Below are 25,952 nucleotides of genomic sequence, written 5' to 3' on the forward strand. Positions count from 1 at the left end.
TTTAGAGGATTACCATTGCAGGCAAAAATCTGGCGTGATCCACTCCTGCTCCTGCTCCAGATCGGCAGCCATCAGCGGCATTTCTGTCAGCCATTTCAGTGGTAATGCCAGCACCAGTTTTTTACCGGACACAGTCAAACCCGGCGGTGCCGTCAGTGGCGTCGCGCCACGATGAAACAGGATAGCCAAGCGGAGCAGGATCGCCAACTGCTGCAACACCGCCACATCTTCAGCCGCGATACCCAGAGCACGTAACTGAGCAAGGCCCGGAAGGCGTTTACGCTGGGCGCGCACGAGCGCGGCAACAACGCCCTGCTCACGACGAGAGAATCCCGCAATATCGGCATTCCGCCAGACGTATTCACCATGTTTGTGAAATCCCGAATGGGCGATGTCGAGGCCGATATCATGGGTCAGAGCGGCCCAATGCAGCCATTGCTTATGCCCGCCGTGGAGCGGCCAGGATACGGCTGCCGTCTTGAAAAAATGCTCCGCCCACTGCGCTATGCCCTGGTTACGCCGCACCTGGCTGTGAAAGCGTTCCTGCAGGCTGCGGATGCTCATTTCCCGGGTGTCTTCCTGATGGATGCGCCCGAGCAAGTCATAAATGGCCCCCTCGCGCAAAGCGCCCTCAGAAAAACGCATTTCCTGCAGACGCAAGGACTCGAAAAGCGCGAAGAGAATGATGAATCCACCCGGAAAAACGGCGGCACGATCCGCCTTCAGGCCTTTCAGTTGGGTCAGCGCACGTACTGAACCGAGACGCGTCATTTGCTCGCGCAGCCAGTGCATGCCAGCGTGGGTGATGCGCGAACCCTGACCGTTCTCCGCGAGGACACGGGCAATCGCCTTGATGGTACCCGAAGAACCCACCGCCTGATCCCAGCCATGGCGGATAAAATCATCAAGCATGGGTTCTACCGCCATACGCACCCGTTTTTCAAGACGCTCACAGGCGCCCGCCGTAATCAGTTCATCGGGAAAGTAGGCCCGGGTAGAGGCCACACAGCCAAAATGCAGGCTTTCCCGCAGATCGGGGGTAAAGCCCTGGCCCGCAATCAACTCCGTACTGCCCCCCCCGATATCCGCAACCAAACGCCGTTCACGCGCGTCTACCGCCAAGCTGTGCGCCACGCCGAGGTAAACCAGACGCGCTTCTTCGCGGCCAGCCACGATTTCCACCGGGTAACCGAGCGTTTTTTCGATGGCATGCACAAAGTCTTCTCCAGCACTCGCATCGCGCAAGGTATTCGTGCCGATCACCCGCACCCGCTCCGGGCGGATACCGCGCAGACGCTGTCCGAAGCGCGCCAGGCAGTCCAGTGCGCGCTGTTCTACCGCAGGATCAAGGCTACCGTCATCGCGCAAACCTTCAGCCAGACGAACGCCCTCACGCAAACGATCATGCAGACGGATATCAGAGCCAATTTCTTCTGCAACCACCATATGAAAGGAGTTGGAACCCAGGTCCACGGCCGCCAGAAAGTTTTTGAGTTCTGCTGTGGCTGTGGATTCCACCATGGCTATTTCCTCTGGATACTTTGTTCTACCTCGTCTAATGGAAGATGCCGGACACTTTTCCCTTTAGCAAGATAAATGACGTATTCGCAGATATTCCGGGCATGATCGCCAATACGCTCAATGGCCTTGGCGATAAAAAGCGCATCAATGGCCGGGGTGATGGTGCGCGGATCTTCCATCATGTAGGTAATCAGACGGCGCAAGGCAGAACGGTATTCCTGATTGAGCACCTCATCGCCTTTGGCGACGGCAATGGCTTCCTCCGCATCTGCACGGGCCAGGGCGTCCATGGCGCGGCGCAACATATTCAGGGCATAGTCGGCCATGACGCCCACGTCTCTGAGAAAGGCCGGATTGTCGTTACGCGCGCCATGTCCCATGGCCAGGGCCATGTCGGCAATTTTGCTGGCCTTGTCGCCCATCCGCTCCAGATCCGCGATGGTCTTGATCAGGGTCATCACCAAACGCAGATCACTGGCGGCAGGCTGACGCGTAGCCAGAATATTGATGCACTCTTCTTCAATACGCACCTCGTAACCATTCACCTCATGGTCACGGCCAATCACCTCACGGGCCAGTTCGGCATCTGACTCCTGCAGTGCCCTGACAGCATTCGTGATCTGCTCCTCCACCACCCCCCCCATGGCGAGCACCAAGGCGTGGACCTCGTGGAGTTCTTCATCAAAACGCTGGGAAATATGTGGTTCTTTGTCCATAGCTGCACTCCTTAACCGTAGCGACCCGTGATGTAGTCTTCTGTCTGTTTTTTACCGGGATTGGTGAATAACTGATTGGTAGGCCCAAATTCCACCATCTCGCCGATATACATAAATGCCGTGTAATCAGAGACTCGCGCTGCCTGCTGCATGTTGTGGGTGACGATCAGAATCGTAAACTGATTGCGCAGTTCACTCACCAGCTCTTCAATCTTGAGGGTAGCAATAGGATCCAGCGCCGAAGTCGGCTCATCCAGCAGGATCACCTCTGGTTGCACCGCCACTGCGCGTGCAATACACAGGCGTTGCTGCTGCCCGCCGGACAACCCCAGCCCGCTAGTCTTGAGTTTGTCCTTCACCTCTTCCCAGAGAGCTGCCTGGCGCAACGCCTGCTCCACCCGCTCGTCCATCTCCACCTTGCGTAATTTTTCATAGAGCTTGATGCCAAAGGCGATATTGTCATAGATGGACATGGGAAAAGGCGTTGGTTTCTGAAATACCATACCGATTTTAGCGCGCAGCATATTCACATCCATGCCGGGAGCGAGAATATTCTCGCCATCCAGCAGTACCTCGCCGGTCGCCCGTTGCCCAGGGTACAGAGAATACATGCGATTAAACACCCGCAGGAGCGTCGACTTGCCGCAACCCGATGGCCCGATGAACGCTGTCACCTGATTCTCTGGCATTTCCAAGTTGATATCTATGAGGGCCTTGTTGCTCCCGTAAAAAAAATCCAGGTGGCGGACGGATATTTTGGTTTTCTGAGGTTCCGACATTAACGCGGACTCCTGTCTTTGATAAGAAAGCGAGAAACGAGGCCCAAGACTAGCACAGCCATGGCAGCTATCAACGCACCCGCCCAGGCCAGATGCTGCCATTCCGGATAAGGACTCATGGCAAATTGAAAAATGACTACGGGGACATTGGCAATCGGCTTGTCCAGATTCATGCTGAAGAACTGATTATTGAGCGCCGTGAACAACAGCGGTGCGGTCTCGCCGCTAATCCTTGCCACCGCCAGCAGAACCCCGGTGAGTATACCAGAACGCGCAGCCCGATAACTCACCTGAACGATCATCTTCCAGTGGGGCGCCCCCAGGGCCAGGGCCGCCTCACGCATGGTGCCGGGGACCATGCCCAGCATCTCATCCGTGGTGCGCAGGACGACGGGCAAAAGCAAAATAGCCAGTGACAAGGCCCCGGCAAGACCCGAGAAGTTCCCCATGGGTACCACCATGACTGCGTAAATAAACAGGCCGATCACGATGGAAGGCGCGCTGAGCAGAATATCATTAAAAAAACGGATGACCCCCGCCAGGCGGCTGCCTTGCGCAAACTCGGCGAGATAGGTGCCGGCCAGGATTCCCACAGGGGTACCGATCAGCACCGCCACGCCGATCATCAGCAGGCTGCCCACGAAGGCATTGCGCAGCCCGCCAATGCTGCCGGGCGCGGGCGTGTCACCGGTAAACAGTTCCAGGTTCAGGGCGGTAGCGCCATAAGAGAGGGTGGTCCAGAGAATCCAGACCAGCCAGAAGAGGCCAAACAGGGTCATGGCGACCGCCATGCCCAGATTGAAAATATTCCAGAAGCGGCGGCGCAGATAACGGACGTTCATAGCCGCACTCATAGGCCCGCTTTCCCTTGTCCCTGACCGAGATGCCAGAGCATCAGTTTGGCCAGCACCAGCACCACGAAGGTAATGATGAAAAGAATGAAACCCAAGGCCATGAGCGCCGACTTGTACATGGGTGAAAAAGCCTCGGCAAACTCGTTCGCCAGCGCTGCGGCGATAGAGTTTCCGGCGTCGAGCAAAGAGATATGGAGGTCCTGGGCATTACCGATCACAAAAGTTACCGCCATGGTTTCACCAAGGGCACGACCCAGACCGAGGAACACCCCGCCGACTACCGCCGTACGGGTATAAGGGAGAACCACATGGCGCGCCACTTCCCAAGTCGTGGCACCGAGGCCATAGGCCGACTCTTTGAGCATCGTTGGCACAACCAGAAAAACATCGCGCATGATCGCGGAAATAAAGGGGATCACCATGATGGCCAGAATAATACCGGCAGTCAGCATACCAATGCCCATCGGCGGGCCGCGAAACAGCGCACCAATACCGCGCAGGGCACCCAGATGATCATTGAGCCAAGGCTCTGCGCTGCCCAAAACCGGCGCAAAGACGAAAAGACCCCACATGCCGAAGATGATACTGGGGATACCCGCCAGCAGTTCAATGGCGCTGCCGACCGGTTGGCGCAACCATTCGGGTGCGAGTTCACTGATAAATAAGGCGATGCCGAAACTGATGGGCACGGCGATCAGCAGGGCGATCAGAGAGCTGACCAAAGTCCCGTAAATCGGTACCAGAGCGCCGAAGTTCTCCGTAACCGGATCCCAGGCATCGCTCCAGAAAAAAGCGAAGCCAAAATGATGAAAGGCTTCCCACCCGCGCAAAAAAAGGGACAACGCCACCCCAACCAGCAGGAGCAGGACCAAAAAGGCGAGCCCACCCGTCAGCCAGCGGAAGCCCCGGTCCATGACATGCAGGCGTCGTGATCGCGCCGGGCTGATGCGAGATGGCACAGCGGGGGACGGCACCGCCGCCTTCCGCATTCCCAACTCTGCGTCGCGGGTATCGTCCATATCTTAGTTCACTGGCCCAGAGTCCTTTTCCAGTACGCCTCAATCTGCGTCACCGTAGTTTTTGGTAATGGCACATAATCCAGGCTCCTGGCTTCTGCTTGCGCCTGCGGGGCTGTCAGGAACCAGCGCGCAAACTTCAGGACTCCGGCATTAGCCGTCTTATCGGCGTCCTTGCGCATAAGGATGTAAGTCGCAGCGGAAATGGGCCAACTTTGGGCACCCGGCTGGTTGGTGAGAATCATGTAGAAATCCTCTACCTTGGTAAAGTCCGCATTCGCCGCGGCGGCCTGGAAAGTGGCCAGATCAGGGGTCACCACTTTGCCCGCAGCATTGATCATTTTGCCGTAAGCCATGTGATTTTCCTTGGCATAGGCATATTCCACGTAGCCGATGGCACCGGGAATCCGCTGTACATATGCAGCGACGCCCGCATTACCCTTGCCACCCACACCAACAGGCCAGGAAACAGCAGTGTTATCGCCCACCCGTTGCTTCCATTCCGGGCTTACTTTGGCCAGATAATTGGTAAAGTTGAAGGTAGTGCCGGAGCCGTCAGAACGATGGACCACGGTAATATTCATATCCGGCAGCTTAACGCCCTTATTGAGGTCGGCAATGGCCGCGTCGTTCCATTTCTTGATCTTACCCAGGTAAATACCGGTGAGCACAGTGCCGTTGAAGGTCAGTTCACCGGGCTTTATACCGGGGACATTCACGACGGGGGTAATGCCAATAATCACTGCCGGAAACTGAACGAGCTGGTCTTTGCTGAGATATTCAGGCTTGAGGGGCATGTCGCTGTTGGCGAAAGCGACGGTTTTGGCCTTGATTTGGGCAATCCCGCCACCAGAACCGATAGCCTGATAGTTCACCATGGTGCCCGTTTTCTGTTTGTAGGTTTCTGCCCATTTGGACAGGACGGGATAAATGGCCGTGCCGCCTGCGGCGGAAATGGTTTCCGCCTGCGCCAGCCCTGCTACGCCCAAGCTCATCACGCCCAACATAAAAGCCACGCCATTGAACTTCATAATATCCCGCCCCTTATACAGGTTTAGTTAAAAGCTGCACAGAAACTATAGCAAGATTTTATTACAATTTTATGACACTGCGGAGTCGGGGGGGAAACTGCGGGCGAGATGAAGCGGAAAATGCGCAGTAAAAGTGGTTCCCTTACCCACTTCACTGGCTACTTCCAGATGCCCCTGATAACGCTCGACAGCGTGACGGACAATGGCCAGCCCCAACCCCGTGCCCCCCATGCGTCGGGAGCGACCTTTGTCCACCCGGTAAAAACGCTCGGTGATACGCTGCAAATGCTCGGCAGCGATACCATCGCCGGTATCCTGCACCACGAAAAGCAGCTCGCCGGGGCGACGCTCCCAGCGTACGCTGACGGCGCGGTCTGCCGGGGTATATTTGATGGCGTTTTCTAATAAATTGCGAATGATACTGGTCAGGTCGATGGTTTCTGCGAAAAAGCCCAAGTCGCTATCCAGCGCTGTGTCGATCTGCAACCGTTTTTGCATTATCGCGGGCGCCAGGGTGTCCAATGTGTTGTGTATCATGTCCGCGAGCATCAGTGTTTCGCAGTGTTCCGGATTCGCTTCGGCGGCCTCCATGCGTGCCAGAGACAGCAGGTCTTCGACCAAAGACTGCATGCGCAGTGTCTGCTGTTCCATGAGACGGAGTTGACTGCTCACCTCATCGTCGGCGGCGATGGGACTGTCCAGCATGTTTTCCAGGAAACCGCGCACCACCGTCAGCGGGCTGCGCAACTCGTGGGAGACATTAGCCACGAAGTCCTGACGGACCTGTTCAAGCTGGCGGATACGGGTCACGTCCCGGAAGATGACCAAAGCGCCGGCATCGGCGAGGGGATAGCGCATACCCTCCAAAATCTGTTGTGCATCTGCCGGGGCGGGGAGTTGCAGGCTGGGCGGCCCTTCGCCAGCGAGAAAGGCCCGCAGATGCGGGGTACGCAGCCAGAAGGCCAGCGGCTTGCCCGCGTCATCGGGCCACTGCAGTTGCAGCAAGCGGATACCGGAAGGATTCACCCAAAGTAACTGACCGCGCTCATCCATGAGCACCACGACGTCGGGCATGGCCTGCAAGGCGTCACGCAATTGTACAATCTGGGCACTCAGCAGACGGTGCTGTGCCTCCTGATCACGTCGCCAGTGGTAGCCCTCGGCAAAAGTCTCCTCCCACATCCCCCCCGCCAGCGGTGGCAGTAAGGTGTCCGGGTTGCGGAACCAAGCGCTGAAACTCTGGGATTGCTGGCGATGCCAGCCGACCCAGAGCGCCAGCAAGAGAGCGATGATCACCGGTGGGAGGTAGGACCAGGCGCGCAGATCATCGTCGGCGGCCAGAAAAATCGGAATCAGTGACCAGAGCACTACGGGGTAAAACCAGGCACGGAGGTACTTCACGTCGAAAAGAGATGCTGACGTGCGCTGCGGTATGCTGAACGCGCAAAAGCCGCCGTACCAGTCATCGCCCGCCGCCCACCACTTCGCGCTGGGACCCCAAGGCGCTACAGCGATAGCCTTCGCCCCTTACTGTTTCGATGATATGCGCATAACCATGGTGGTCCAACCCCCGCCGTAAGCGGCGAATGTGAACATCGACCGTCCGCTCTTCAATAAAACTCTGCCGCCCCCAGATCTGATCGAGCAGCATGTCCCGCGAAAAGACCCGTTCTGGATTGGTCACAAAGAGACGCAAAAGACGGAACTCGGTAGGGCCGAGATGGATCTGCACTTCACCGGCGTACACCCGATGCGCGCGCAGGTCCACATGCAGATCACCGAGCCGCACTCGGCCTGCTGCCGTACCGCCATAACTGCGTCGTAACAGGGCATTGACCCGCGCCACCAACTCCCGCGGAGAAAAAGGTTTGGCCAGGTAATCGTCCGCGCCCGATTCAAGACCATGCACACGGTCACTTTCCTCACCGCGCGCCGTGAGCAAAATGATAGGCAGTTTCTGGGTCTCTTCACGCCGGCGCAGAGTACGGCACCATGCCAGGCCATTCTCGCCAGGAAGCATCCAGTCAAGAACGAGCAACTGCGGCCCCCAGGTCAGGAGTACGGCTTCCGCAGATTCGACACTTCCCTCACAGCGCACCTCAAAGCCATGACGCTGCAGGGTGACGCGCAGGAGTTCCTGGATGCCTTCCTCATCCTCCACCACCAGGACGCGGGAGGATGCCTTGTCTTCGTCCATACCTGCCTTTTGCTCGGACACACTCATCGTCCGCTTATTGTGGCGCAAGCCCTGGCGGGATGCCAAGACACTGCGAACAAAGATAACCCGGTCAGTGCGGGATGGGAAGGATCAACCTCTCAGGCGCGGCGGGCACGACCCGAAGGCGCCACTCCTGACCCGGGCCGACCCCGCCCTGCGGCCTGAGCCGGACGGCGCGGAGCCGATGACGGCGCATGGCTGGAGAAAGACTGTCGCGGCTCAAAACCGACGACGATCTCCCGGTCAAAGGAGCGACGCAGCAGCTTTTCCACATCCTGCAACTGCTTACGCTCCTCGCTGCTTACCAGCGATACGGCTTGGCCATTATTGCCAGCACGACCGGTCCGTCCGATGCGATGGACATAGTCCTCGGGCACATGGGGGAGTTCAAAATTAACTACGTGGGGCAACTCGCTGATATCGATGCCGCGGGCAGCGATGTCCGTCGCGACTAAGACCCGCACCTTGCCTTCCTTGAACTCCGCCAGAGCGCGGGTACGGGCACCCTGACTCTTGTCGCCATGGATGGCCATAGCCTGCATGCCATCCTGGGACAAATGCCTGGCGAGGCGGTCGGCACCATGCTTGGTGCGGGTGAAGACCAGCACCTGCCCCCATTGATGTTCTTCAATCAGATGGGCGAGGAGTTCGCGTTTGCGATCCTGATCGACGGCAAAAACCCGCTGCGCGACATTGTCGGCAGTGGCATTGCGCGTCGCGACTTCGACGCTGGCCGGGTTATTGAGCAGGCCATCGGCCAGACCGCGGATTTCTGGCGAAAACGTCGCCGAGAACAGCAGATTTTGGCGTTTTTTCGGCAATACCGCAAGGATGCGTCGGATGTCACGGATAAAGCCCATGTCGAGCATGCGGTCGGCTTCGTCGAGCACCAAAATTTCGACGTGAGAGAGGTCGACGCTGCGCTGCTGGATATGATCCAGCAGGCGACCGGGGGTAGCGACCAATACGTCTACACTGCGGCGTAGTTTCTGCATCTGCGGATTGATCTTGACACCACCGATGAGCACCAGCGAACGCAGGGAAAGATAGCGCCCGTACAACTGCACGCTCTCCTCTACCTGCGCCGCCAGTTCACGGGTGGGAACCAGAATCAGCGCGCGCACACTAGAAGGACCACGCGCCGCGGTATCTGCGGTGGCGGACAGTTTGTGCAGAATGGGCATGGCAAAGGCAGCAGTCTTGCCGGTACCTGTCTGCGCACCGGCCAACAGGTCGACGCCGGACATGACCACTGGGATGGCCTGCTCCTGAATGGGGGTGGGGGTAGTGTAACCGCGCTCGGCCGCAGCACGCCAAATGGGCTCAGAAAGCCCAAGGGATTCAAAAGATGACATAATTTTTTACTCCGAAAACACCGGCCTCGCCACAGGGGCGCCAGTCTATGGCAGACGCTTCATCAAGGTGGGGACCAATGCGACGCGCGTCATGCAGACTGAGGCATGACGGCAGGCGCACTTTAACAGAACATACCGATCATTACGAGCGATAACGCATTCAGTCGGCAAACTTCGCTACCTGGCCGGATGTCATCATACTGAAATATTCACCTGCTACACTCAGGGCATGACCAGGCGGAATGAAGCATATGAATAAGGCATGGCAAGACCTTCAGGAAGCCCTTGAAGGGCTGCACACGCGGATTGTCCAGAGTGAAGCAACCCAACTCACTCTTTTGGAGCAGCAAGATCCCAGTCTTCCCTGGCATCCCGGTATCCGTAACATGCTGCACTACCTGGCCCTGCGTAGCGTCGATTTGCGTCCCCTGCAAGATGCCTTGTCAGATGCCGGACTCTCCTCTCTCGGTCGCGCAGAAAGTCATGTACTTGACAGCGTGCAGTGTACCTTGCAGATATTACGCGCCGCCCTGCAAATGCCGCCTGCCGACTTCAGCGGAACCACGGCCATCACGCGAGGGCAAGGCCAGCAGGCCCTTACGAACAACACGCTGGCCCTGCTCGGCAGTCCGCCCCACCAACGCAGCACCCACATCATGGTGACGCTATCCGGCGATCGCGTTGACGATTCTGATTTTTTCCGCAATTTATTAACTGCCGGCATGAACATCGCGCGTATTAACTGCGCCCATGATGACCAGGCCATATGGCAACGGTTGGCTGAGCAAGTCCGCACCGCGAGCCGGGACACTGGTCAGCCCTGCCGGATTCTCGCCGACCTCGCCGGGCACAAGATTCGCACCGGCCCGCTTCCCGAAGTTCCGGGAGTGATCCATTTGAGTCCTGAACGTGACCGCCTCGGTCGCCTGCAAACGCCAGCACAAATGACCGTGCTGGCCTGCCATAAGGAGGTAGCGCTTAGTCCCGCAGGGATAGATTGCCTACTCCTTATGGCATCCGGCAGCGCCATGCCGCAGCAAGGCGAAGACTTGCTCTGCCACGATGCCCGCGGCAAGGAGCGTGTACTCGTGGTTGAACGCATTGAAGGTCAGATCATCACCTTACAGGCCATGCAGGGCTGCTACTTCACTGCGGGGAACCCCTGGCAAAGCCGGCGTCGCCGCCATGTGCAAGGACACTTTGTGGGCATTCCGCAAAGCGCACTCCCTCTGCATCTGGAAGTCGACGATCAGCTCCTGCTGCAAAGCCAACCAGGGCCCGGGGCACCGGCACAGAAGAGTCGCCCGGCACGCATCGCCTGCACCCTCCCGGAAGTCGTTGCGCAACTGCCCGTCGGCCAGGCGGTGTGGATGGACGACGGCAAAATTGCCGCCATGGTCATGGAACAGGGTCCTGAAGGTGCCTTGCTGCGCATCACCAAAACCAAACCAGGGGGTGCCCGCCTGCAAGCAGGCCGTGGTCTCAATTTTCCCGGACTAGCACTGAATCTTCCGGCCCTCAGTGCCAAGGACCTGGAGGATCTGGACACCATTATTCCTTTGGCGGATCTCATCGGTTTTTCTTTCGTAGAGAGCGCCGAACACATGCGTGGCATGCTGGAAGCCCTGCGTCAGCGGCAAGGTGAACACCTGGGTGTTATCGCGAAAATAGAAACCGCTGGCTCCTTTCACAAACTACCGGAGATACTGCTGGCCGCCCTCGGACGCCAACCGATGGGTGTAATGATCGCGCGCGGCGATCTGGCTGTAGAAGTGGGCCCTGAACGACTGGCGGAAGTACAGGAAGAGATTCTCTGGCTGGCAGAAGCGGCGCATTTGCCCGTCATCTGGGCCACCCAGGTGCTGGAACAACTCACCAAAAAGGGCATCATCTCCCGGCCCGAATTCACCGATGCGGCCATGGGTGTGCGCGCCGAGTGCGTGATGCTCAACAAGGGTCCTTATGCGGTGGAGGCCGTGCATACGCTGAACGACATTCTCATCCGCATGCAGGCGCATCAACACAAAAAATTCAGTCGGTTACGTGCCCTGCATTGGGGTGCATCCACAGTATCGGCAAGTCAGTGACTGGAACTACCGCGCCGACGCTGGGTACGGCGGCTGCGGATTTGCCACAGGGTCAGCAACAGTCCCATCACCACATAGGAAATCACGGCGATAAACAGTACCAGCGGCGGATGCACGGCAACCAGGGCAACAGCCAGCACCACCAGAATGGCTAACGCAAAAGGCACCCGCCCATGCAGGTCGAAATCCTTGAAACTGCGGAAGCGGACATTACTGACCATCAACAGGCCCAACGCGTAGACCAGTCCCAGCGCCAGATATTCACTAATCTGCGTCAGCCAGGGGTAACCCTCCCCTACCGCCACCCAGACCAGACTAGCCAACACGGCCGCTGCCGTAGGTATGGGCAAACCCTGGAAGTAGCGCTTGGATGCGCTATGTATCTGGGTATTAAAGCGGGCCAGACGCAGGGCACCACAGGCGGTATAAACAAAGGCCCCCAGCCAGCCAAAATTGCCGAAATCCCGCAGCCCCCACAGAAACACCAAAATGGCCGGTGCCATACCAAAGGCAATCACATCCGCCAATGAATCATATTCCGCGCCGAACGCGCTTTCCGTATGGGTCATCCGTGCCACACGCCCATCCAGCCCATCGAGAATCATAGCGATGAAGATCACGATGGCCGCCACCCGGTAATGTCCGTTAATGGAAGCGATGATAGAGTAGAAACCCGCAAAAAGGCTGGCCGTAGTAAAGAGGTTGGGCAGGACATAAACGCCACGGCGCGGATATCTGGGATTCATGCCTGCTGCTGCACACCCAAGGTCGCAATATACTGGGCGCCCGAACGCACCCGCTCCCCTATAGCCACCAAAGGCTGGGCACTGAGCGGCAAGTAGGTATCCACCCGCGAACCAAAACGGATAAAGCCGAAGCGCTGGCCCGCGGTCACTACACTGTCCGCAGCGACATAGCAGACAATCCGCCGCGCGACCAAGCCCGCCACCTGCACAACAGTCACGTCACTACCATCACTCGCCTTGACCCAAAGGGCATTGCGTTCATTCTCCAGCGACGCCTTGTCAAGCGCCGCATTGAAGAATTTTCCCGGAAAATACCAGGTTTTTCGCACTTGCCCCCCGACCGGCATGCGATTGACATGCACATCAAAAACATTCATGAAAATGCTGATCTTGAGCGCGGGACGGGACAGATAAGGGTCTTCAACCTGCTCAACGGCGATCACCTTACCATCCGCCGGACACAGCACCGATCGCTCCGACAAGGCAGGCAAAGGTCGCCGCGGGTCGCGGAAAAACTGGAGGCTGAAGAGGAACAACAGATAGAAAGGCAATGCCCACCAGCCATTCGTAAATATCTGGAGCACGATGGCCACGCCCAGAAAGAGCGCGATAAAAGGCCAGCCCTCGCGCGCCAACAAAGGATAAGGATAGTCTGTTTTCATGCGCAGAGCGTATCAGGAGCCGGACAACGATAAAAGGGCAGAATCACCACAGGCGCATTGCTTTTTGCGCACAGCCATTCTGCCCCCTGCAGATTGTCGCCAATCCCTGTCGCGAACTCAGTTACGCGAGCGGTCCACGATCCGGCTCTGACCAATCCAGGTCATCATGGAACGCAGCTTGTTGCCCACCACCTCGATGGGATGCTCGGCACCTATCCGGCGCATGGCCTGCATGGTCGGCTTACCAGCCTGATTCTCCAGGATAAATTCTCTGGCGAACTGGCCATTCTGAATTTCTGTCAGAATCTTCTTCATTTCCGCCTTGGTATCCGCATTGACGACGCGCGGGCCGCGGGTCAGGTCGCCATATTCGGCGGTGTTGGAGATGGAATAGCGCATGTTGCTGATGCCGCCTTCGTACATGAGGTCGACGATCAGTTTCAACTCGTGCATACACTCAAAGTAGGCCATTTCCGGCGCATAGCCGGCTTCCACCAAGGTCTCAAAGCCCGCCTGCACCAGCGCCGTGGCGCCGCCACAAAGTACCGCTTGCTCACCGAAGAGGTCGGTTTCGGTCTCTTCCCGGAAGCTAGTCTCGATCACGCCAGCACGGGTGCCACCGTTGGCCTTGGCATAAGACAGGGCGATGTTGGTGGCATTGCCGCTGGCATCCTGATGTACTGCAATCAGGCTGGGCACGCCGCCGCCCTGGGTGTAGGTGGAACGCACCAGATGCCCCGGCCCCTTGGGCGCCACCAGGAAGCAGTCCAGATCGGCACGCGGATGAATCTGGCCAAAGTGGACGTTAAAGCCGTGGGCGAATACCAATGCCGCGCCCTGCTTGATGTTCGGTGCGATCTCATCGCGATACAGTGCGCTCTGACCTTCATCGGGGGTCAGGATCATGATCACATCGGCTGCTGCAACCGCTGTGGCGACTTCCTTGACTGCCAACCCGGCCTTACTGGCCTTTTCCCAGGAGGAGGAGTCCTTGCGCAGACCAACCACTACGCTCACGCCGGAATCCTTGAGATTCAACGCATGGGCGTGCCCCTGGGAACCGTAGCCGATGATGGCTACTTTCTTCTTCTGGATCAGAGCGAGATCGGCGTCGTTATCGTAAAAAACCTTCATGTGAAACCTCTTTATATAGTTAAGTTATTGCAAAACAACGTTTATTACTTATATCGCCTTGGCACCACGGCTGATGGCGCTGGCACCGCTGCGTACTACTTCAATGACCATACCGGGGTCCAGAGCATGGATAAAGGCATCCAGCTTCTCGCCAGTACCGGTCAGCTCCATGGTGTAGGAGCGGTCCGTCACATCAATGATGCGCCCCCGGAAAATATCCGACAGCCTTTTGACTTCCTCACGATCCGGCCCCACAGCATGGACCTTGATAAGCATCAGCTCCCGCTCAATATGTGGGCCCTCTGTCAGGTCCTGCACGCGAATGACCTCCACGAGCTTATTCAACTGCTTGAGGACCTGCTCCATGATCTCTTCGGAGCCACGGGTGGCCACGGTCATCCGCGAGATACTCGGATCGTGGGTCGGCGCGACGGTCATCGCTTCAATGTTATAACCACGCGCTGAGAACAGCCCTGCCACTCGTGACAAGGCGCCCGCTTCATTTTCCAGCAAGATAGAGATGATATGGCGCATGGGGGCTACACCAGAATCATTTCAGAGAGGGCCGCACCCGCGGGCACCATGGGGTAGACGTTTTCCTGCGGGTCCACCTGGAAGTCCATGAACACCATGCGATCTTTAAGGCGCAGTGCCTCACGGATCACCGGCTCCACATCGGCGGGCGTATCCGCGCGCAGGCCGATATGGCCGTAGGCTTCGGCCAATTTGACGAAGTCCGGCAGGGCATCCACATAACTCATGGCGTAACGATTCTCATAGAAGAACTCCTGCCACTGCCGCACCATCCCCAGATAATGATTGTTGAGACATGCCACCTTGACAGGCAAATGATGCTGCAGACAGGTGGACAACTCCTGAATATTCATCTGGATGCTGCCATCGCCCGTAATACAGACCACCGTCGAATCCGGTTCGGCGACCTGCGCGCCCATGGCCGCCGGGAGCCCGAAGCCCATGGTACCCAGTCCACCGCTGTTGACCCAACGCCGTGGCCGGTCGAAACCATAAAACTGCGCCGCCCACATCTGGTGCTGTCCCACATCCGAGGTAACGATGGCGTTACCTCCCGTCAGTTCATAAAGTTTCTGCACCACAAACTGCGGCTTGATGATGCGATCGTCCTGCTTGTAGTGCAGGCAACCACGCTGCCGCCATTCCTCAATTTGTGCCCACCACGCCTGCATCGCCTGGGGATCATTGCGCTGATCGCTCTCCGCCAGCACCTGATTCATCTCCAGCAGTACCTGCTGCAAATCGCCGACGACAGGCACATCCACCCGCACATTCTTGGAGATGGAGGACGGATCGACGTCCACATGCACAATCCGCGCGTGTGGCGCAAATTTGGCGAGGTTACCCGTGACGCGGTCGTCAAAACGCGCCCCCAGGGCCACCAGCACGTCACAGTGCTGCACCGCCATATTGGCTTCATAGGTGCCGTGCATGCCCAGCATTCCAAGGAACTGGCGATCCGATGCCGGATAAGCGCCCAGTCCCATGAGGGTATGGGTAATGGGTGCGCCCAGCGTGCGCACCAGTTTGCGCAATTCCGCGGAGGCGTTACCGAGGACAATACCGCCGCCGGTATAGAACATCGGCCGCTGCGCACTGGTAATGAGTTGCATGGCTTTACGCACCTGCCCAGGATGGCCTTTCACCGTCGGTTTGTAGGAGCGCAGACTGATTTTTTCCGGGTAGTGATAATGGGTTTTGTGGCTGGTAATGTCCCTGGGGATGTCTACCAGCACCGGTCCGGGCCGCCCCGTCGCCGCCAGATAAAAAGCCGTCTTCAGGGTGCTCGCCAGATCGCGGACATCCTTCACCAAAAAATTATGCTTCGTACAGGGGCGCGTAATACCTACCGTATCCACTTCCTGAAAGGCGTCATTGCCGATGAGCGCAACGGGCACCTGCCCGGTGATCACCACCATGGGCACCGAGTCCATATACGCCGTGGCAATACCGGTCACCGCATTGGTGGCACCCGGCCCGCTGGTGACCAGCGCCACACCCACCTTGCCGGTGACCCGGGAATAGGCATCCGCTGCATGCACCGCTGCTTGCTCATGGCGCACGAGGATGTGCCTGACGGCATCCTGCTGCGCCAGCTCGTCGTAAATGTAGAGCACAGCGCCGCCCGGATAGCCGAAAACATATTCTACACCTTCATCACGCAACGCACGGACTACAATCCCCGCACCCGTCAGCTCTTCTGTTTCCAGCTCGGGACTTGGGCGATCTTGCGTAGTCGTCGGGGACGTCATCGTCGTACTCCTCAGGGAATAAAGTATCAGCGCAGAAAGCTAGACATTTTTTGTGGCGAGGTCAAATAAAAATGCCTTGGCACATATGGATCGTCATCTATGGTACACCGCGGCACCCAGCTTTCTGGCCTAGTGGCTGTGCAGGGACTCCAGATAACCCCGTGCCTTGCTGACCAGCTCCTCGGGCAGCCCTCGCCGAGCCGCGATGACCAGCCCCATGGAACGCCCCGGCACCCCGATCTGCAGCTCATAGGTGGGTTCCAGCCGCTCCTGATCAAAGCGCATGGAGGCGTTACGCAGGCAGGAGTGGGTATCAGCAAAGGCCTTGAGCGGTGTGAGATGGGTGGTCACCATACCCCGCACCCCGCGTCCCGCCAGATGATCGAGCACCGCCATCGCCAGCGCCGCCCCCTCTTCCGGGTCGGTGCCGGTACCCAGCTCATCCAGCAGGATCAGCGTGTGGTCATCGGCTTCCGTGAGCAGTCTTTTGAGGACCTCTACATGCCCAGAATAGGTGGACAACGCAAAGGCTACACTCTGCGGGTCACCCATGTCGACAAAAATACGGGTAAAGTTACCGACCACGGCGCGCCCGTTTACCGGGATATGCAAGCCGCAATGGGCCATCACCGTGAGCAATCCAACCGTCTTCAGCGAGACACTCTTACCACCGGTGTTTGGTCCGGTCACCACCAGAATCGGGCACTCGGCATCAATATGCACGGAGAGCGGTTTGGGCTGCGGACCTCGCTTCTCCGCATAGGCGAGGAGCAGTTGCGGGTGATATGCCTCTTCCAGTACCAGCACCGGCTCATCCACCATCTCCGCCGCTTTGCCGTGCAGATGGATGGACAGTTGCGCACCCGCGATGGCCAGATCCAGCCAGGTGAGTGACTCCACCAGATGCTGCAGGCCGTTCAGACGCGCGCGCGCGGCATCACTGAGGGCGCGAAGGATGGCCTGGTTTTCCTGATCGATACGGCCAGCGAGCTTTTCCAGATGGTTATTGCCCGCCACCATCTCCATCGGCTCAACCAGAGTGCCGTGCCCACCCGGACCTGTGCCGCGCCGCACACCGCGAATATTGTCCACTGCCCCATCGGGCAAATGCACGCAGGCGCGCTGGCCGGACCAGTGGACCTTCGCTCCCGGCGCACGCAGATGCCCCTGCAGGGTTTTCTGAATCTGCTGGCGCTCCGTCTTCAGCTCACCATGCAACTGGCGCAGGGTATCATTACCATCTTCGCGCATACTGCCGTTGGGCATCAGAACAGCGTCAATCCGCGGCAGCAGGTCCGCTGCCGCGTCCAGATGCTCCGGTCCGGCGGGCAAAAGCGCGGGGCGCTTCTCCACATAAGGACGCAACTGCGCACCGACACGCAGCACCAGCGCGAGATTACGAAAGGCGGTGCCTGCCAGCGCAGCACCGGGAGAGGCCACCTGGCGGATGGCGGCTCGCACATCCGGCAGCTCCGGGAGGATCGGCCCCTCGCCCGACTCCAGACCAAAGCGGGCGGCGGTAATGGCCGCCTGCAACTGGCGGGCGACAGCCGGTGTGGGGGCGGGTGCAAGATTGCGCGCCGCATCGGCCCCAAAGGGCGTCGCGCAGAGTTTTTCGAGCAACCGGCGGATGCCCTCGAATTCCAGGGGCTTGAGGTCAGCTTCCATGGGTGTTCCTGATGGTTGGTTCGCCCAAGGGTACAAAAGGCCGGGCGATAATGCCAACCCAATCAGTTTTGGAAAATTTCCCGCCACCAGCGCTTGCGGCCTTCGGGCACCACAAACTCCCCCAAAGGTTCGGGGGGGTCCCGGGAGAGTATCCAGCCAGCCGGAACCACTTTTCCGCTGCTGCCACAAGACGCTCCCAAATTGTTGGGATCGTAAATCTTGATCAGTTGCGGATATTCAAAATCATCCACATAGACGATGCCGAGATATTTCTCTTTGTGGTCGTGATGCAACAGCACATCGATCGCGCCCAACACCTTGCGGAAGGTCGCCGCATCCAGCGGCGCCTGTGGAAAATTTACCCCGACGAAGTACACATACCAGCCATTATCCGACTGTTCCGCAAGGGTTTTCTGAAAATCGTCCCAGCGCGCCCAGTCCCGAATGCCGCGCAGCATCCCGTTGTATAACGTCATAAATTCCGACATCAGACCGCCTCCACAACGCCCTGAAAACTGACCAGCACCCGGCGGCTGACTGGCCGCAGCCGGTGTTCAAACAGAAAAACCCCCTGCCAGACCCCCAGCGCCGCCCGCCCCTCCCGCACCGGAATGATCAGACTATTCTGGGTCAGCGCACTGCGCAGGTGCGCCGACATATCATCCGGCCCTTCATTGCAATGACGAAAACCGGCATCACCATCGGGAACCAAGCGTGCAAAATAATCAAGAATATCTCTTTGCACATCCGGATCGGCGTTTTCCTGCAGCAACAGACTGGCTGAAGTGTGGGGGACGAAGAGATTCACCCATCCCTCCTTGGCACTCGCCTCCCGTAACCACTCCTGCAATTTCTGAGTGAGTTCATATAGTCCGCGCCCGCCATTGTTCATCTGCCATTCACCACTGTACTGCTTCATTCCCCTTCCTCCTGCTCAGCAGCCCCGGTCCCGGTGAAACGTGCCTTTCCTGCCCGCTTAACGCGCCGTCGTACCTGAAAAAAATCCCTTAGCAAAATCGCGGATGACGCCGCCAGTAAACCGCCCTGCGCTATGATACGGTGATTTAATCGATCATCTTCCAGCAGATGGTAAAGACTTTCCACCGCGCCCGCTTTGGGGTCGGTAGCACCATATACGAGCCGCCCTACCCGCGCATGCAGCAGTGCCCCCGCACACATCACACAGGGTTCCAGCGTGACATAGAGGGTCGTCCCAGTCAGCCGGTAGTTTTGCTGGGAGCGTGCCGCCAAACGCAACACGCGCACTTCTGCATGGGCGCTGGGGTCGTGTTCCTGCACCGGCATATTGTGCGCCGCCGCCAGCAGATGCCCGTCCGCATCCACCAGAACAGCCCCCACTGGCACCTCACCGTGCCCCGCCGCCCGCGCCGCGTAGTCCAGCGCCAGCGTCATCCACGCCACGTCCCGGGGATCAAAATCCGCTTCTGTCAATGTCATGGAACTCCTCAATTCACCTCACTAAAAGCCGGATGCTCTCGCAGCGCCACCGGATTCCGGGCGCATTGTAACAATTTCCGCTGCTGCCCGCCTTGACAGAATCGGGAATGCTACTAATTTCTCCCTCACTTGCCCAAAGACCTCGTACTTTGCGCAACTGTTGTTGCTTTTTTGCAAACCGCATTGATGTAATATTTGTCAGACTAAAAAAAAGGGAGTAAACGTGCTGCGCTTACCAAGTCCTCCTTTGCTCGGCCTGGATATTAGTCCGGACGCGGTAAAACTCGTTGAACTCTCGCAGTCCCGAGGGAAGCTTCGCGTCGAACACGCAGACTCCGAGACGCTTCCGCCAGGCGCCGTCAATGATCGCGACATCCAGGACGCTGAAGCGGTCAGGCGTGCGCTGCGCACCATTCTTGAACGATCCCGCATCCGGACCAAGGCCGTGGCGACCGCTTTGCCGGCCAATACGGCCATCGTCAAGGTCATATCGCTTCCGGGCGATTTGGATGAAGTGGCTATAGAAGAGCAGATTCGCTTTGAAAGTGGCCAGTACATTCCCTACAGCATTGATGCCGTCAATTTTGATTTCGCGGTGCTTGGGCCGGACGCCATCAGAAAAGGGTATAACCATATATTGCTGGTGGCGTGCAAAAAAGAAGCCGTCGAAGACCGCGCTGCGGTGCTTGAAGAGGCGGGCCTCAAGCCCAGAATTATTGACGTCAAGCCTTTTGCGCTCTGGTTATTGCATGAGCACCTCGCCAGAGTGTCTCCACAGGAACGCAACATCCCGGGCGGAGCGGTCGTCCTGGTGGAGATGGGTAGCGCCACCACGAATATTTACGTCTTTCAGGAAGGTCATCCGGTTTACTCCCGTGAACATAATTTTGGCCTCAGTCGTCTGATTGAAGAAATCCAGCGCCGCTATGGCCTCGACATCAACGACGCACAACGCATGGAGCGCTTCGGCGGATTACCGCCGGAATATGGGCGTGATGTGCTCAGCCCCTTTGCCCGGAGCATGGCACAGGAACTGTTTCGCTCCCTGGATTTCTTTCAGGCCAGCATGCCGGACATTCCGGCGGGATCGGTGCATCTCTTTGGTGTCGGAGCCCGGATTCCGCAACTTGCCGAACAATTGCGCCAGCTCGTGAACTTTCCGGTTTACGTGCCTGATCCTTTTGTGGGCATGGAAATGGCTCCTCAGATCAGTCGTCGCTTTATGGATGCAGACCGATCGTCTCTGGCTGTTGCCTGCGGGCTGGCGTTAAGGAGGATTCCGGCATGATCCGTATCAACCTACTGCCCTATCGGGAGGCCCAGCGCACCCGGCGCAGCCAGCTTTTGGCGCTAGCTCTCGTCGGCATCCTGTTGCTGGCCGCCCTGTTCTACTACGGTATTTACAGCATTTTCAGTGCGCGCGTCTCTGCTGAGCAGAAAAAAGTGCAATATCTGCAGAACGTCACCACCCAACTGGACAAAAAAATCGCGTCCATTGCCGACCTGCGTAAGAAACGTGATCAACTGCTCGCCCGTGAAGGCATCATCACCGACCTGCAAGACCAGCGGGATATGGTAGTGCGTCTCTTCAACACCCTGGCCAGCGTTACGCCCAACGGCGTGTTCCTGACCCACCTCAAACAGGTGGGCAACGCTATTACCGTCGACGGCTATTCCCAGGCGAATGATCAGGTCGCGGCATTTATGCGCAACATTGAAGCCTCAAAGATTTTTGAGAAGCCAGAACTGAATATCATCAGTAAATCCAGGCTAGGTAATGAAGAGGTGGGGCAATTCACGCTGCAGATGAGCATCCGTACGCCAACTGCCGCGAATAAAAGTGGCGCATCCGCGCAGAATAAGGATACACAGCCATGACCTTTGATGAATTCCGCAACCTGCAAATCGATGACGTCATCCGTTGGCCGGTCAAAACCAAGCTCATCGTCGTCGCCATCATCGTCCTGGTTCTCGGTATCCTGGCTTGGTTTGAGTTCATTTCACCAGAAAATAACCTGTACAATCAACTAAAAACCCAGGAAGGTAGCCTGAAGATCCAGGTGCGGCAAAAGCAAATGCTGGCCGCCTCCCTGCCCGCCTACCAGGCTCAGATCAGGGAGATGAATCGGCGTTTCCAGGACTTTCTGCAGCAGTTGCCCAATCGCACCCAGATCCCTTCTTTGCTGGATGATGTGACTCTGGCAGGACGCAGCCGCGGGCTGGACTTTGAACTCTTCCAGCCTACCGGCGAGGTCAACAAAAACTTCTACGCGAAGATACCGGTCAAGCTTAAAGTGGTTGGTACCTACAGTGATATCGGGCGCTTCGCCGCTGCGGTCGCCGCCATGCCCCGCATTGTCACCATCAACAATATCGACATTGCCCGGATGCCTGATGCGGGTGCAACCAATATCGCCAAGGCACAGGCCGCCCAGAAACTGGTGATGCAATGCACGGCAACTACTTATCACTATCTGGACGGCAGTGACAGTGCCGATGCTCAAAACAAGGACGGGGGCAAGCCATGAAACGCTCTCTCAGTATCATGATGATGCTTACCGGCATGGCGCTGCTGGGCGGTTGCTCGGACGCTGACAACCTCAGCCATCTTCAGGCTTTTGTCGCCGATGGCCCGAAAAGCAACACGCACATTACACCACTGCCCAAGCCCCCCGCCTACGCGCCAAAAGCTTATGAGAATCCGCTCAACCGTGACCCCTTCACGAGCTTCTCAGAGCTGCTGTTGCGCAAGGAAGCTGCTGCCGCCAGTAGCGGACCACGTCCCGCCAGTCATGGACCCGTCCAGCCGCTGGAAAAATACGCCCTTTCCAGCCTGAGCGTAACCGGCCTTGTCCGGGATAACCAGGGCAAGCTCTGGGCCGTAGTCCTTGCGCCGGATAAAAAAATCTATCGCGCGACGATCGGCAGCTACATTGGCACCCATAATGGTCGCATCGTGCGCATTGATGACGGCATGACGAAGCGGTCGGTCACCGTCGAACAATACATGCCCAACGCCTTCGGCGGATTTCAGAAAGAACAGACTGTTTTGCAGATGCAAAACGGCAACTGAACATGACTTGCCTAACCCCAAAGAATACAGAGGATAGCGAAAAGATGAGCACAGCATCCAATACCGTCCGCCACATCCGCAGTGTCACTGCAAGCCGGCAGTCCCGCCCTCCGGTACTGAGGCCAGCAACCATTGCCATCATCGCGGCAACGCTCTGCCTGAGCTCCGGCACCGCCTGGGCCGAGAGTCTGATCAGCAGCGTTACGCCAGTAGCGGATCAGCATGGTACGGTGTTCCTGATCCGCAGTGACAGCCGCCCTGCCTACGACGTGAACACCCTGAATGGCGGTTATCGGGTGCGCATCGACTTCAGTGACGCCCACTTCCTGGCCTCCGTGGGTACCGTCGCCGGCAGCGGCGCCGTGCAGAATGTGCTCACCGAAAATGTTGGTCATCACGCCCGCCTTGATCTGCTGCTGAAGTCACCGCAGGCGATCATGATGGAGCCGGCGCCCGGCGGTTATCGGCTTGCCCTGGTAGCCGATCAAAGTAAAGCCGCAACGGCACCAGCGTTGGCCATGGCGAGCATACCGACCAGCAGCACGACAGAGGTCCCCGTAACCTCTGCGCCGCCCGTGCCCGCCCCAGCCATCACTTCCGGCACACAAATCAACGATCTGAGTTTTACGCGTGGTAAGGACGGTGGTGGGGTTCTGAATCTTTCCATCTCCGGCCCGCAACCGCAGATGAACGTCACTCGTGAGAATGGCGCCCTCATCGTCGAGCTCAAAGACACGGGCATTCCGTCCAGCTATACTCACCGCTTCGGGGTCAGCCAGTTCGGCACCCCGGTTCAGTATGTGGACGGTTACCCGCTGGGGCGCAACACCCGGCTGGTGTTTGCCATTCACGGTCCTTACGAGTACTCGGCCTACCAACTGGGGCAACACACGTTGATTGATGTACATCCCAAAACCACTGAGGCAGACAGCAATCCCGACGCCGGTGCGCGCCTGAGTATGGACTTCCAGAACATCAGCGTGCGCGATGCCCTGCAGGTCATTGCCGACTTTACCCATCAGAATATAGTCGTCTCTAACAATGTGACCGGCAGTCTTTCCATCCGCCTCAAGAACGAGCCGTGGGAACAAGCCCTGCAAGTGATTCTGGAGTCTCAGGGTCTGGCGGTAAAACATATCGGCAACATTCTCTGGGTGGCTCCGGCCAACCAGATTACCAGTCAGGAAGAGGCGCAACTGAAGGCCGCTGCCAGTAAGCGCAAGCTCGAACCGCTGGAGACGGAACTGATCCAGATCAAATATGCAAAAGCCTCGCAGATTGCCTCGCTGCTGCAGGGTTTCGATCAAAACCAGCAACCCGGAGTTGCAGGGGCCGACAATGGCATGAGCATGAATCCCGCACAGAATGCCGCTCTGGCCAGTGCATTGGGCATTCCGAGCTCCAGCCTTATTGGCAACTCGTTGCTCGGTCCACGCGGCTCGGTAGCGGTAGTAACCCGCACCAACAGCTTGCTGGTCCGTGACACCCCGCAGGATATTACCAACATCAAAAACCTGATCACTAAAATCGATCGTCCGGTCCCGCAGGTACTGATTGAAGCGCGCATTGTGCAGATCACTACCAATGCCGCACAGTCCCTCGGTGTACAGTGGGGCGGAACCTATACCGGCGGCGGCGGCGGTGGCGTCGTCAACCTGTCGGGTACTGGTGGTACGGGGGTTACATCGACACAGGGTGGCTCCTACCCGATGTCTGGAACTTCCACCACCAGCGGAACCGGCTTCACCACCCCGGCACTGGTAAACCTGACGCCCTCCACCGCAGGCAGCGCCCTCGCGGGCACCAATCCAGCATCGCTGGGCTTTGCTCTGGGCACCGCCGCTGGCAATCGCATCCTGAATCTGCAATTACAGGCACTGCAAGCGAACAACCGCGCCAAGATTATCTCCAGCCCCAAAGTCCTCACCCAGGACAACGAAAAGGCGGTCATCGAACAGGGTCAGGAAATCCCCTATCAGCAATCCACCAGCAGCGGTGCAACGTCAGTATCCTTCAAGAAAGCGGTGCTCAGCCTGGACGTCACGCCGCACATCTCGCCCAACGGCAAGATTACCCTGGATGTGGATGCGCGTAATGACCAGCCCAACTACGCTCAGGCCCTGCCTTCCGGCATTCCCATTGATACCCAGCAGGTCAAAACCAAGCTGCTGGTTAATAATGGGCAGACGGTGGTCATCGGCGGCATTTACACCGACTCGACCACCCAGAACGAAACCGGTGTTCCATTGCTCAGGGATATTCCCCTACTGGGCTGGCTCTTCAAGAGCCATATCAACAATGTGGCGAAAACGGAATTGCTGGTTTTTCTGACCCCCAAGGTGATTGGCGGCGATGCCCCAGATGGCCTGGGGGGGTCACCTGGTAGCGCTAATCTCGGGCAATGACCAGAAGTATTATCCTCATCGGTCCCATGGGATCGGGTAAATCGACCATAGGGCGGCTTCTGGCCGCCCGTTTGCGCCTTCCTTATGTGGATAGCGACGCACTCATTGTCAGCCATACCGGTGTAGGTATACCCACTATTTTCGAGATTGAGGGGGAATCGGGTTTCCGCGAGCGGGAGCGCAAAATCATCGCCGATCTCTCCACCCGGAGTGAGCCGATCGTACTGGCCACCGGCGGCGGCGCCATACTCGACCCGGCTAATCGCCATCATTTGCGACGCATGGGCAGGGTCATCTATCTGGATGTTAGTGTCGACGAGCAGCTCAAACGTATCCGCCATGACCGCAACCGTCCCCTGCTGCAAAATACCGACCTCAATACACGGCTACAGACCCTTGCCGGGCAGCGTAATGCGCTTTATCAGGAGACCGCGCACTGGCGGGTACTGGGAGATGGTCTGCGCTCGGATCAGGTCTTGCGCCGGATACTGCGACATCTCCAACAGCGGGCGGGGCAAATCCCTACACGGGGATAGCCGGTCAAACAAGCTCAGAACGGCCGCAATGACGGCGGTGCACTTGCCTCAACGTAAAAGAACCACAACAATGGGGTATAAATCGGTCTATAAGAGTAAACATTATGCATAGTCTTCGCGTCGATCTGGGTCCGCGCAGTTACCCCATCCACATAAGCACCGGCATCCTCTCCGATCCGACTCTTTTCGCTCCCGCCCTGAGCAAAGGTCCGGTCGCGATTATCACGGACAGCAATGTCGCTCCACTCTATCTGGAGACGCTGCAAAAAACCCTGCAGAAACTCGAAAAAGACTTGCTGGTCATCATCCTGCCGGCCGGCGAGGAGAGCAAATCTCTCGCGAATATCCAAGAAATCACCGGGCGCCTGCTGAGCGCAGGTTACGGCCGTGGCTGCACCCTCTGCGCCC

The 25,952-nt window shown here is 57.9% G+C and carries 25 protein-coding genes and 1 pseudogene; 8 read left to right on the forward strand and 18 right to left on the reverse strand.

The features are described 5' to 3' along the window. Window positions 1-9 precede the first annotated feature (9 nt). From Q0C48_RS05590 to Q0C48_RS05630, 9 genes are all read right to left on the reverse strand, one after another. A complete protein-coding gene (locus Q0C48_RS05590; protein WP_291522311.1) occupies window positions 10-1,521 on the reverse strand; it encodes a Ppx/GppA phosphatase family protein in 1,512 nt (503 codons plus the stop codon). 2 nt (window positions 1,522-1,523) lie between these two features. Then, the gene (gene phoU / locus Q0C48_RS05595) at window positions 1,524-2,237 is read right to left on the reverse strand and encodes a phosphate signaling complex protein PhoU (protein ID WP_291522313.1); all 714 of its coding nucleotides are present in this window, start codon (window positions 2,235-2,237) and stop codon (window positions 1,524-1,526) included. Between the two features lie 11 nt (window positions 2,238-2,248). Further along, window positions 2,249-3,016 (reverse strand): phosphate ABC transporter ATP-binding protein PstB, encoded by a 768-nt coding sequence (gene pstB / locus Q0C48_RS05600; protein WP_291522315.1) that lies wholly within the window; start codon window positions 3,014-3,016, stop codon window positions 2,249-2,251. Then, entirely contained in the window at window positions 3,016-3,870 is an 855-nt protein-coding gene (gene pstA / locus Q0C48_RS05605) for a phosphate ABC transporter permease PstA (protein ID WP_291522317.1), read from the reverse strand. The genes pstB and pstA overlap by 1 nt, the downstream gene beginning before the upstream one ends. After that, window positions 3,867-4,889 carry a phosphate ABC transporter permease subunit PstC gene (gene pstC, locus Q0C48_RS05610; RefSeq protein ID WP_291522319.1) on the reverse strand — a complete coding sequence of 341 codons (1,023 nt, stop codon included), beginning with the start codon at window positions 4,887-4,889 and terminating at the stop codon, window positions 3,867-3,869. Before pstC ends, pstA begins: the two co-directional genes overlap by 4 nt. Window positions 4,890-4,897: 8 nt before the next feature. Continuing rightward, entirely contained in the window at window positions 4,898-5,917 is a 1,020-nt protein-coding gene (pstS, locus tag Q0C48_RS05615) for a phosphate ABC transporter substrate-binding protein PstS (RefSeq protein WP_291522321.1), read from the reverse strand. A 69-nt stretch (window positions 5,918-5,986) separates the two neighbouring features. Beyond that, window positions 5,987-7,318 (reverse strand): phosphate regulon sensor histidine kinase PhoR, encoded by a 1,332-nt coding sequence (gene phoR / locus Q0C48_RS05620; RefSeq protein ID WP_291522322.1) that lies wholly within the window; start codon window positions 7,316-7,318, stop codon window positions 5,987-5,989. A gap of 61 nt (window positions 7,319-7,379) precedes the next feature. Beyond that, the gene (gene phoB / locus Q0C48_RS05625) at window positions 7,380-8,114 is read right to left on the reverse strand and encodes a phosphate regulon transcriptional regulator PhoB (RefSeq protein ID WP_366937016.1); all 735 of its coding nucleotides are present in this window, start codon (window positions 8,112-8,114) and stop codon (window positions 7,380-7,382) included. Between the two features lie 119 nt (window positions 8,115-8,233). After that, window positions 8,234-9,490 (reverse strand): DEAD/DEAH box helicase, encoded by a 1,257-nt coding sequence (locus tag Q0C48_RS05630; protein ID WP_291522327.1) that lies wholly within the window; start codon window positions 9,488-9,490, stop codon window positions 8,234-8,236. 251 nt (window positions 9,491-9,741) lie between these two features. On the opposite strand from Q0C48_RS05630, the gene Q0C48_RS05635 reads away from it, so the two are divergent. Continuing rightward, window positions 9,742-11,577, forward strand: a complete 1,836-nt coding sequence (locus tag Q0C48_RS05635; protein ID WP_291522329.1) for a pyruvate kinase — start codon at window positions 9,742-9,744, stop codon at window positions 11,575-11,577. Here the strand turns inward: Q0C48_RS05635 and pssA are convergent. From pssA to tadA, 9 genes are all read right to left on the reverse strand, one after another. Beyond that, window positions 11,571-12,323, reverse strand: a complete 753-nt coding sequence (gene pssA / locus Q0C48_RS05640) for a CDP-diacylglycerol--serine O-phosphatidyltransferase (protein ID WP_291522332.1) — start codon at window positions 12,321-12,323, stop codon at window positions 11,571-11,573. The two genes, Q0C48_RS05635 and pssA, sit on opposite strands and share 7 nt — an antisense overlap. Then, window positions 12,320-12,985: a phosphatidylserine decarboxylase gene (locus tag Q0C48_RS05645; protein WP_291522334.1), complete on the reverse strand. Its 666-nt coding sequence runs from the start codon at window positions 12,983-12,985 to the stop codon at window positions 12,320-12,322. The genes pssA and Q0C48_RS05645 overlap by 4 nt, the downstream gene beginning before the upstream one ends. Before the next feature lie 117 nt (window positions 12,986-13,102). Beyond that, window positions 13,103-14,119 (reverse strand): ketol-acid reductoisomerase, encoded by a 1,017-nt coding sequence (gene ilvC, locus Q0C48_RS05650; protein WP_291522337.1) that lies wholly within the window; start codon window positions 14,117-14,119, stop codon window positions 13,103-13,105. Between the two features lie 48 nt (window positions 14,120-14,167). Further along, window positions 14,168-14,653 carry an acetolactate synthase small subunit gene (ilvN, locus tag Q0C48_RS05655; RefSeq protein ID WP_291522339.1) on the reverse strand — a complete coding sequence of 162 codons (486 nt, stop codon included), beginning with the start codon at window positions 14,651-14,653 and terminating at the stop codon, window positions 14,168-14,170. 5 nt (window positions 14,654-14,658) lie between these two features. Next, complete coding sequence (gene ilvB / locus Q0C48_RS05660; protein ID WP_291522341.1) at window positions 14,659-16,404, reverse strand: biosynthetic-type acetolactate synthase large subunit; 1,746 nt, start codon at window positions 16,402-16,404, stop codon at window positions 14,659-14,661. Between the two features lie 129 nt (window positions 16,405-16,533). After that, window positions 16,534-18,072: a DNA mismatch repair protein MutS gene (locus Q0C48_RS05665; RefSeq protein ID WP_291522343.1), complete on the reverse strand. Its 1,539-nt coding sequence runs from the start codon at window positions 18,070-18,072 to the stop codon at window positions 16,534-16,536. A 62-nt stretch (window positions 18,073-18,134) separates the two neighbouring features. Then, entirely contained in the window at window positions 18,135-18,560 is a 426-nt protein-coding gene (locus tag Q0C48_RS05670; protein WP_291522345.1) for a hypothetical protein, read from the reverse strand. Then, window positions 18,560-18,991, reverse strand: coding sequence for a secondary thiamine-phosphate synthase enzyme YjbQ (locus Q0C48_RS05675; RefSeq protein WP_291522347.1), 432 nt, complete (start codon window positions 18,989-18,991; stop codon window positions 18,560-18,562). Before Q0C48_RS05675 ends, Q0C48_RS05670 begins: the two co-directional genes overlap by 1 nt. Next, window positions 18,988-19,530: a tRNA adenosine(34) deaminase TadA gene (gene tadA / locus Q0C48_RS05680; protein ID WP_291522348.1), complete on the reverse strand. Its 543-nt coding sequence runs from the start codon at window positions 19,528-19,530 to the stop codon at window positions 18,988-18,990. The genes Q0C48_RS05675 and tadA overlap by 4 nt, the downstream gene beginning before the upstream one ends. A gap of 223 nt (window positions 19,531-19,753) precedes the next feature. On the opposite strand from tadA, the gene pilM reads away from it, so the two are divergent. From pilM to Q0C48_RS05715, 7 genes and pseudogenes are all read left to right on the forward strand, one after another. After that, window positions 19,754-20,818 carry a type IV pilus assembly protein PilM gene (gene pilM, locus Q0C48_RS05685; RefSeq protein ID WP_291522350.1) on the forward strand — a complete coding sequence of 355 codons (1,065 nt, stop codon included), beginning with the start codon at window positions 19,754-19,756 and terminating at the stop codon, window positions 20,816-20,818. Further along, complete coding sequence (locus Q0C48_RS05690) at window positions 20,815-21,408, forward strand: PilN domain-containing protein (protein WP_291522353.1); 594 nt, start codon at window positions 20,815-20,817, stop codon at window positions 21,406-21,408. Before pilM ends, Q0C48_RS05690 begins: the two co-directional genes overlap by 4 nt. After that, window positions 21,405-22,058: a type 4a pilus biogenesis protein PilO gene (locus Q0C48_RS05695; protein ID WP_291522355.1), complete on the forward strand. Its 654-nt coding sequence runs from the start codon at window positions 21,405-21,407 to the stop codon at window positions 22,056-22,058. The genes Q0C48_RS05690 and Q0C48_RS05695 overlap by 4 nt, the downstream gene beginning before the upstream one ends. Next, entirely contained in the window at window positions 22,055-22,603 is a 549-nt protein-coding gene (locus Q0C48_RS05700) for a pilus assembly protein PilP (protein WP_291522357.1), read from the forward strand. The genes Q0C48_RS05695 and Q0C48_RS05700 overlap by 4 nt, the downstream gene beginning before the upstream one ends. A 44-nt stretch (window positions 22,604-22,647) precedes the next feature. Further along, a complete protein-coding gene (locus Q0C48_RS05705) occupies window positions 22,648-25,008 on the forward strand; it encodes a type IV pilus secretin PilQ (RefSeq protein WP_291522358.1) in 2,361 nt (786 codons plus the stop codon). Then, window positions 25,005-25,544, forward strand: a complete 540-nt coding sequence (locus Q0C48_RS05710; protein WP_291522360.1) for a shikimate kinase — start codon at window positions 25,005-25,007, stop codon at window positions 25,542-25,544. Before Q0C48_RS05705 ends, Q0C48_RS05710 begins: the two co-directional genes overlap by 4 nt. Window positions 25,545-25,648: 104 nt before the next feature. After that, window positions 25,649-25,952 (forward strand): annotated as a pseudogene (locus tag Q0C48_RS05715) (3-dehydroquinate synthase); the annotation flags it as partial.

The sequence above is a fragment of the Acidithiobacillus sp. genome (genome assembly GCF_023255755.1).
Lineage (GTDB): Bacteria > Pseudomonadota > Gammaproteobacteria > Acidithiobacillales > Acidithiobacillaceae > Acidithiobacillus.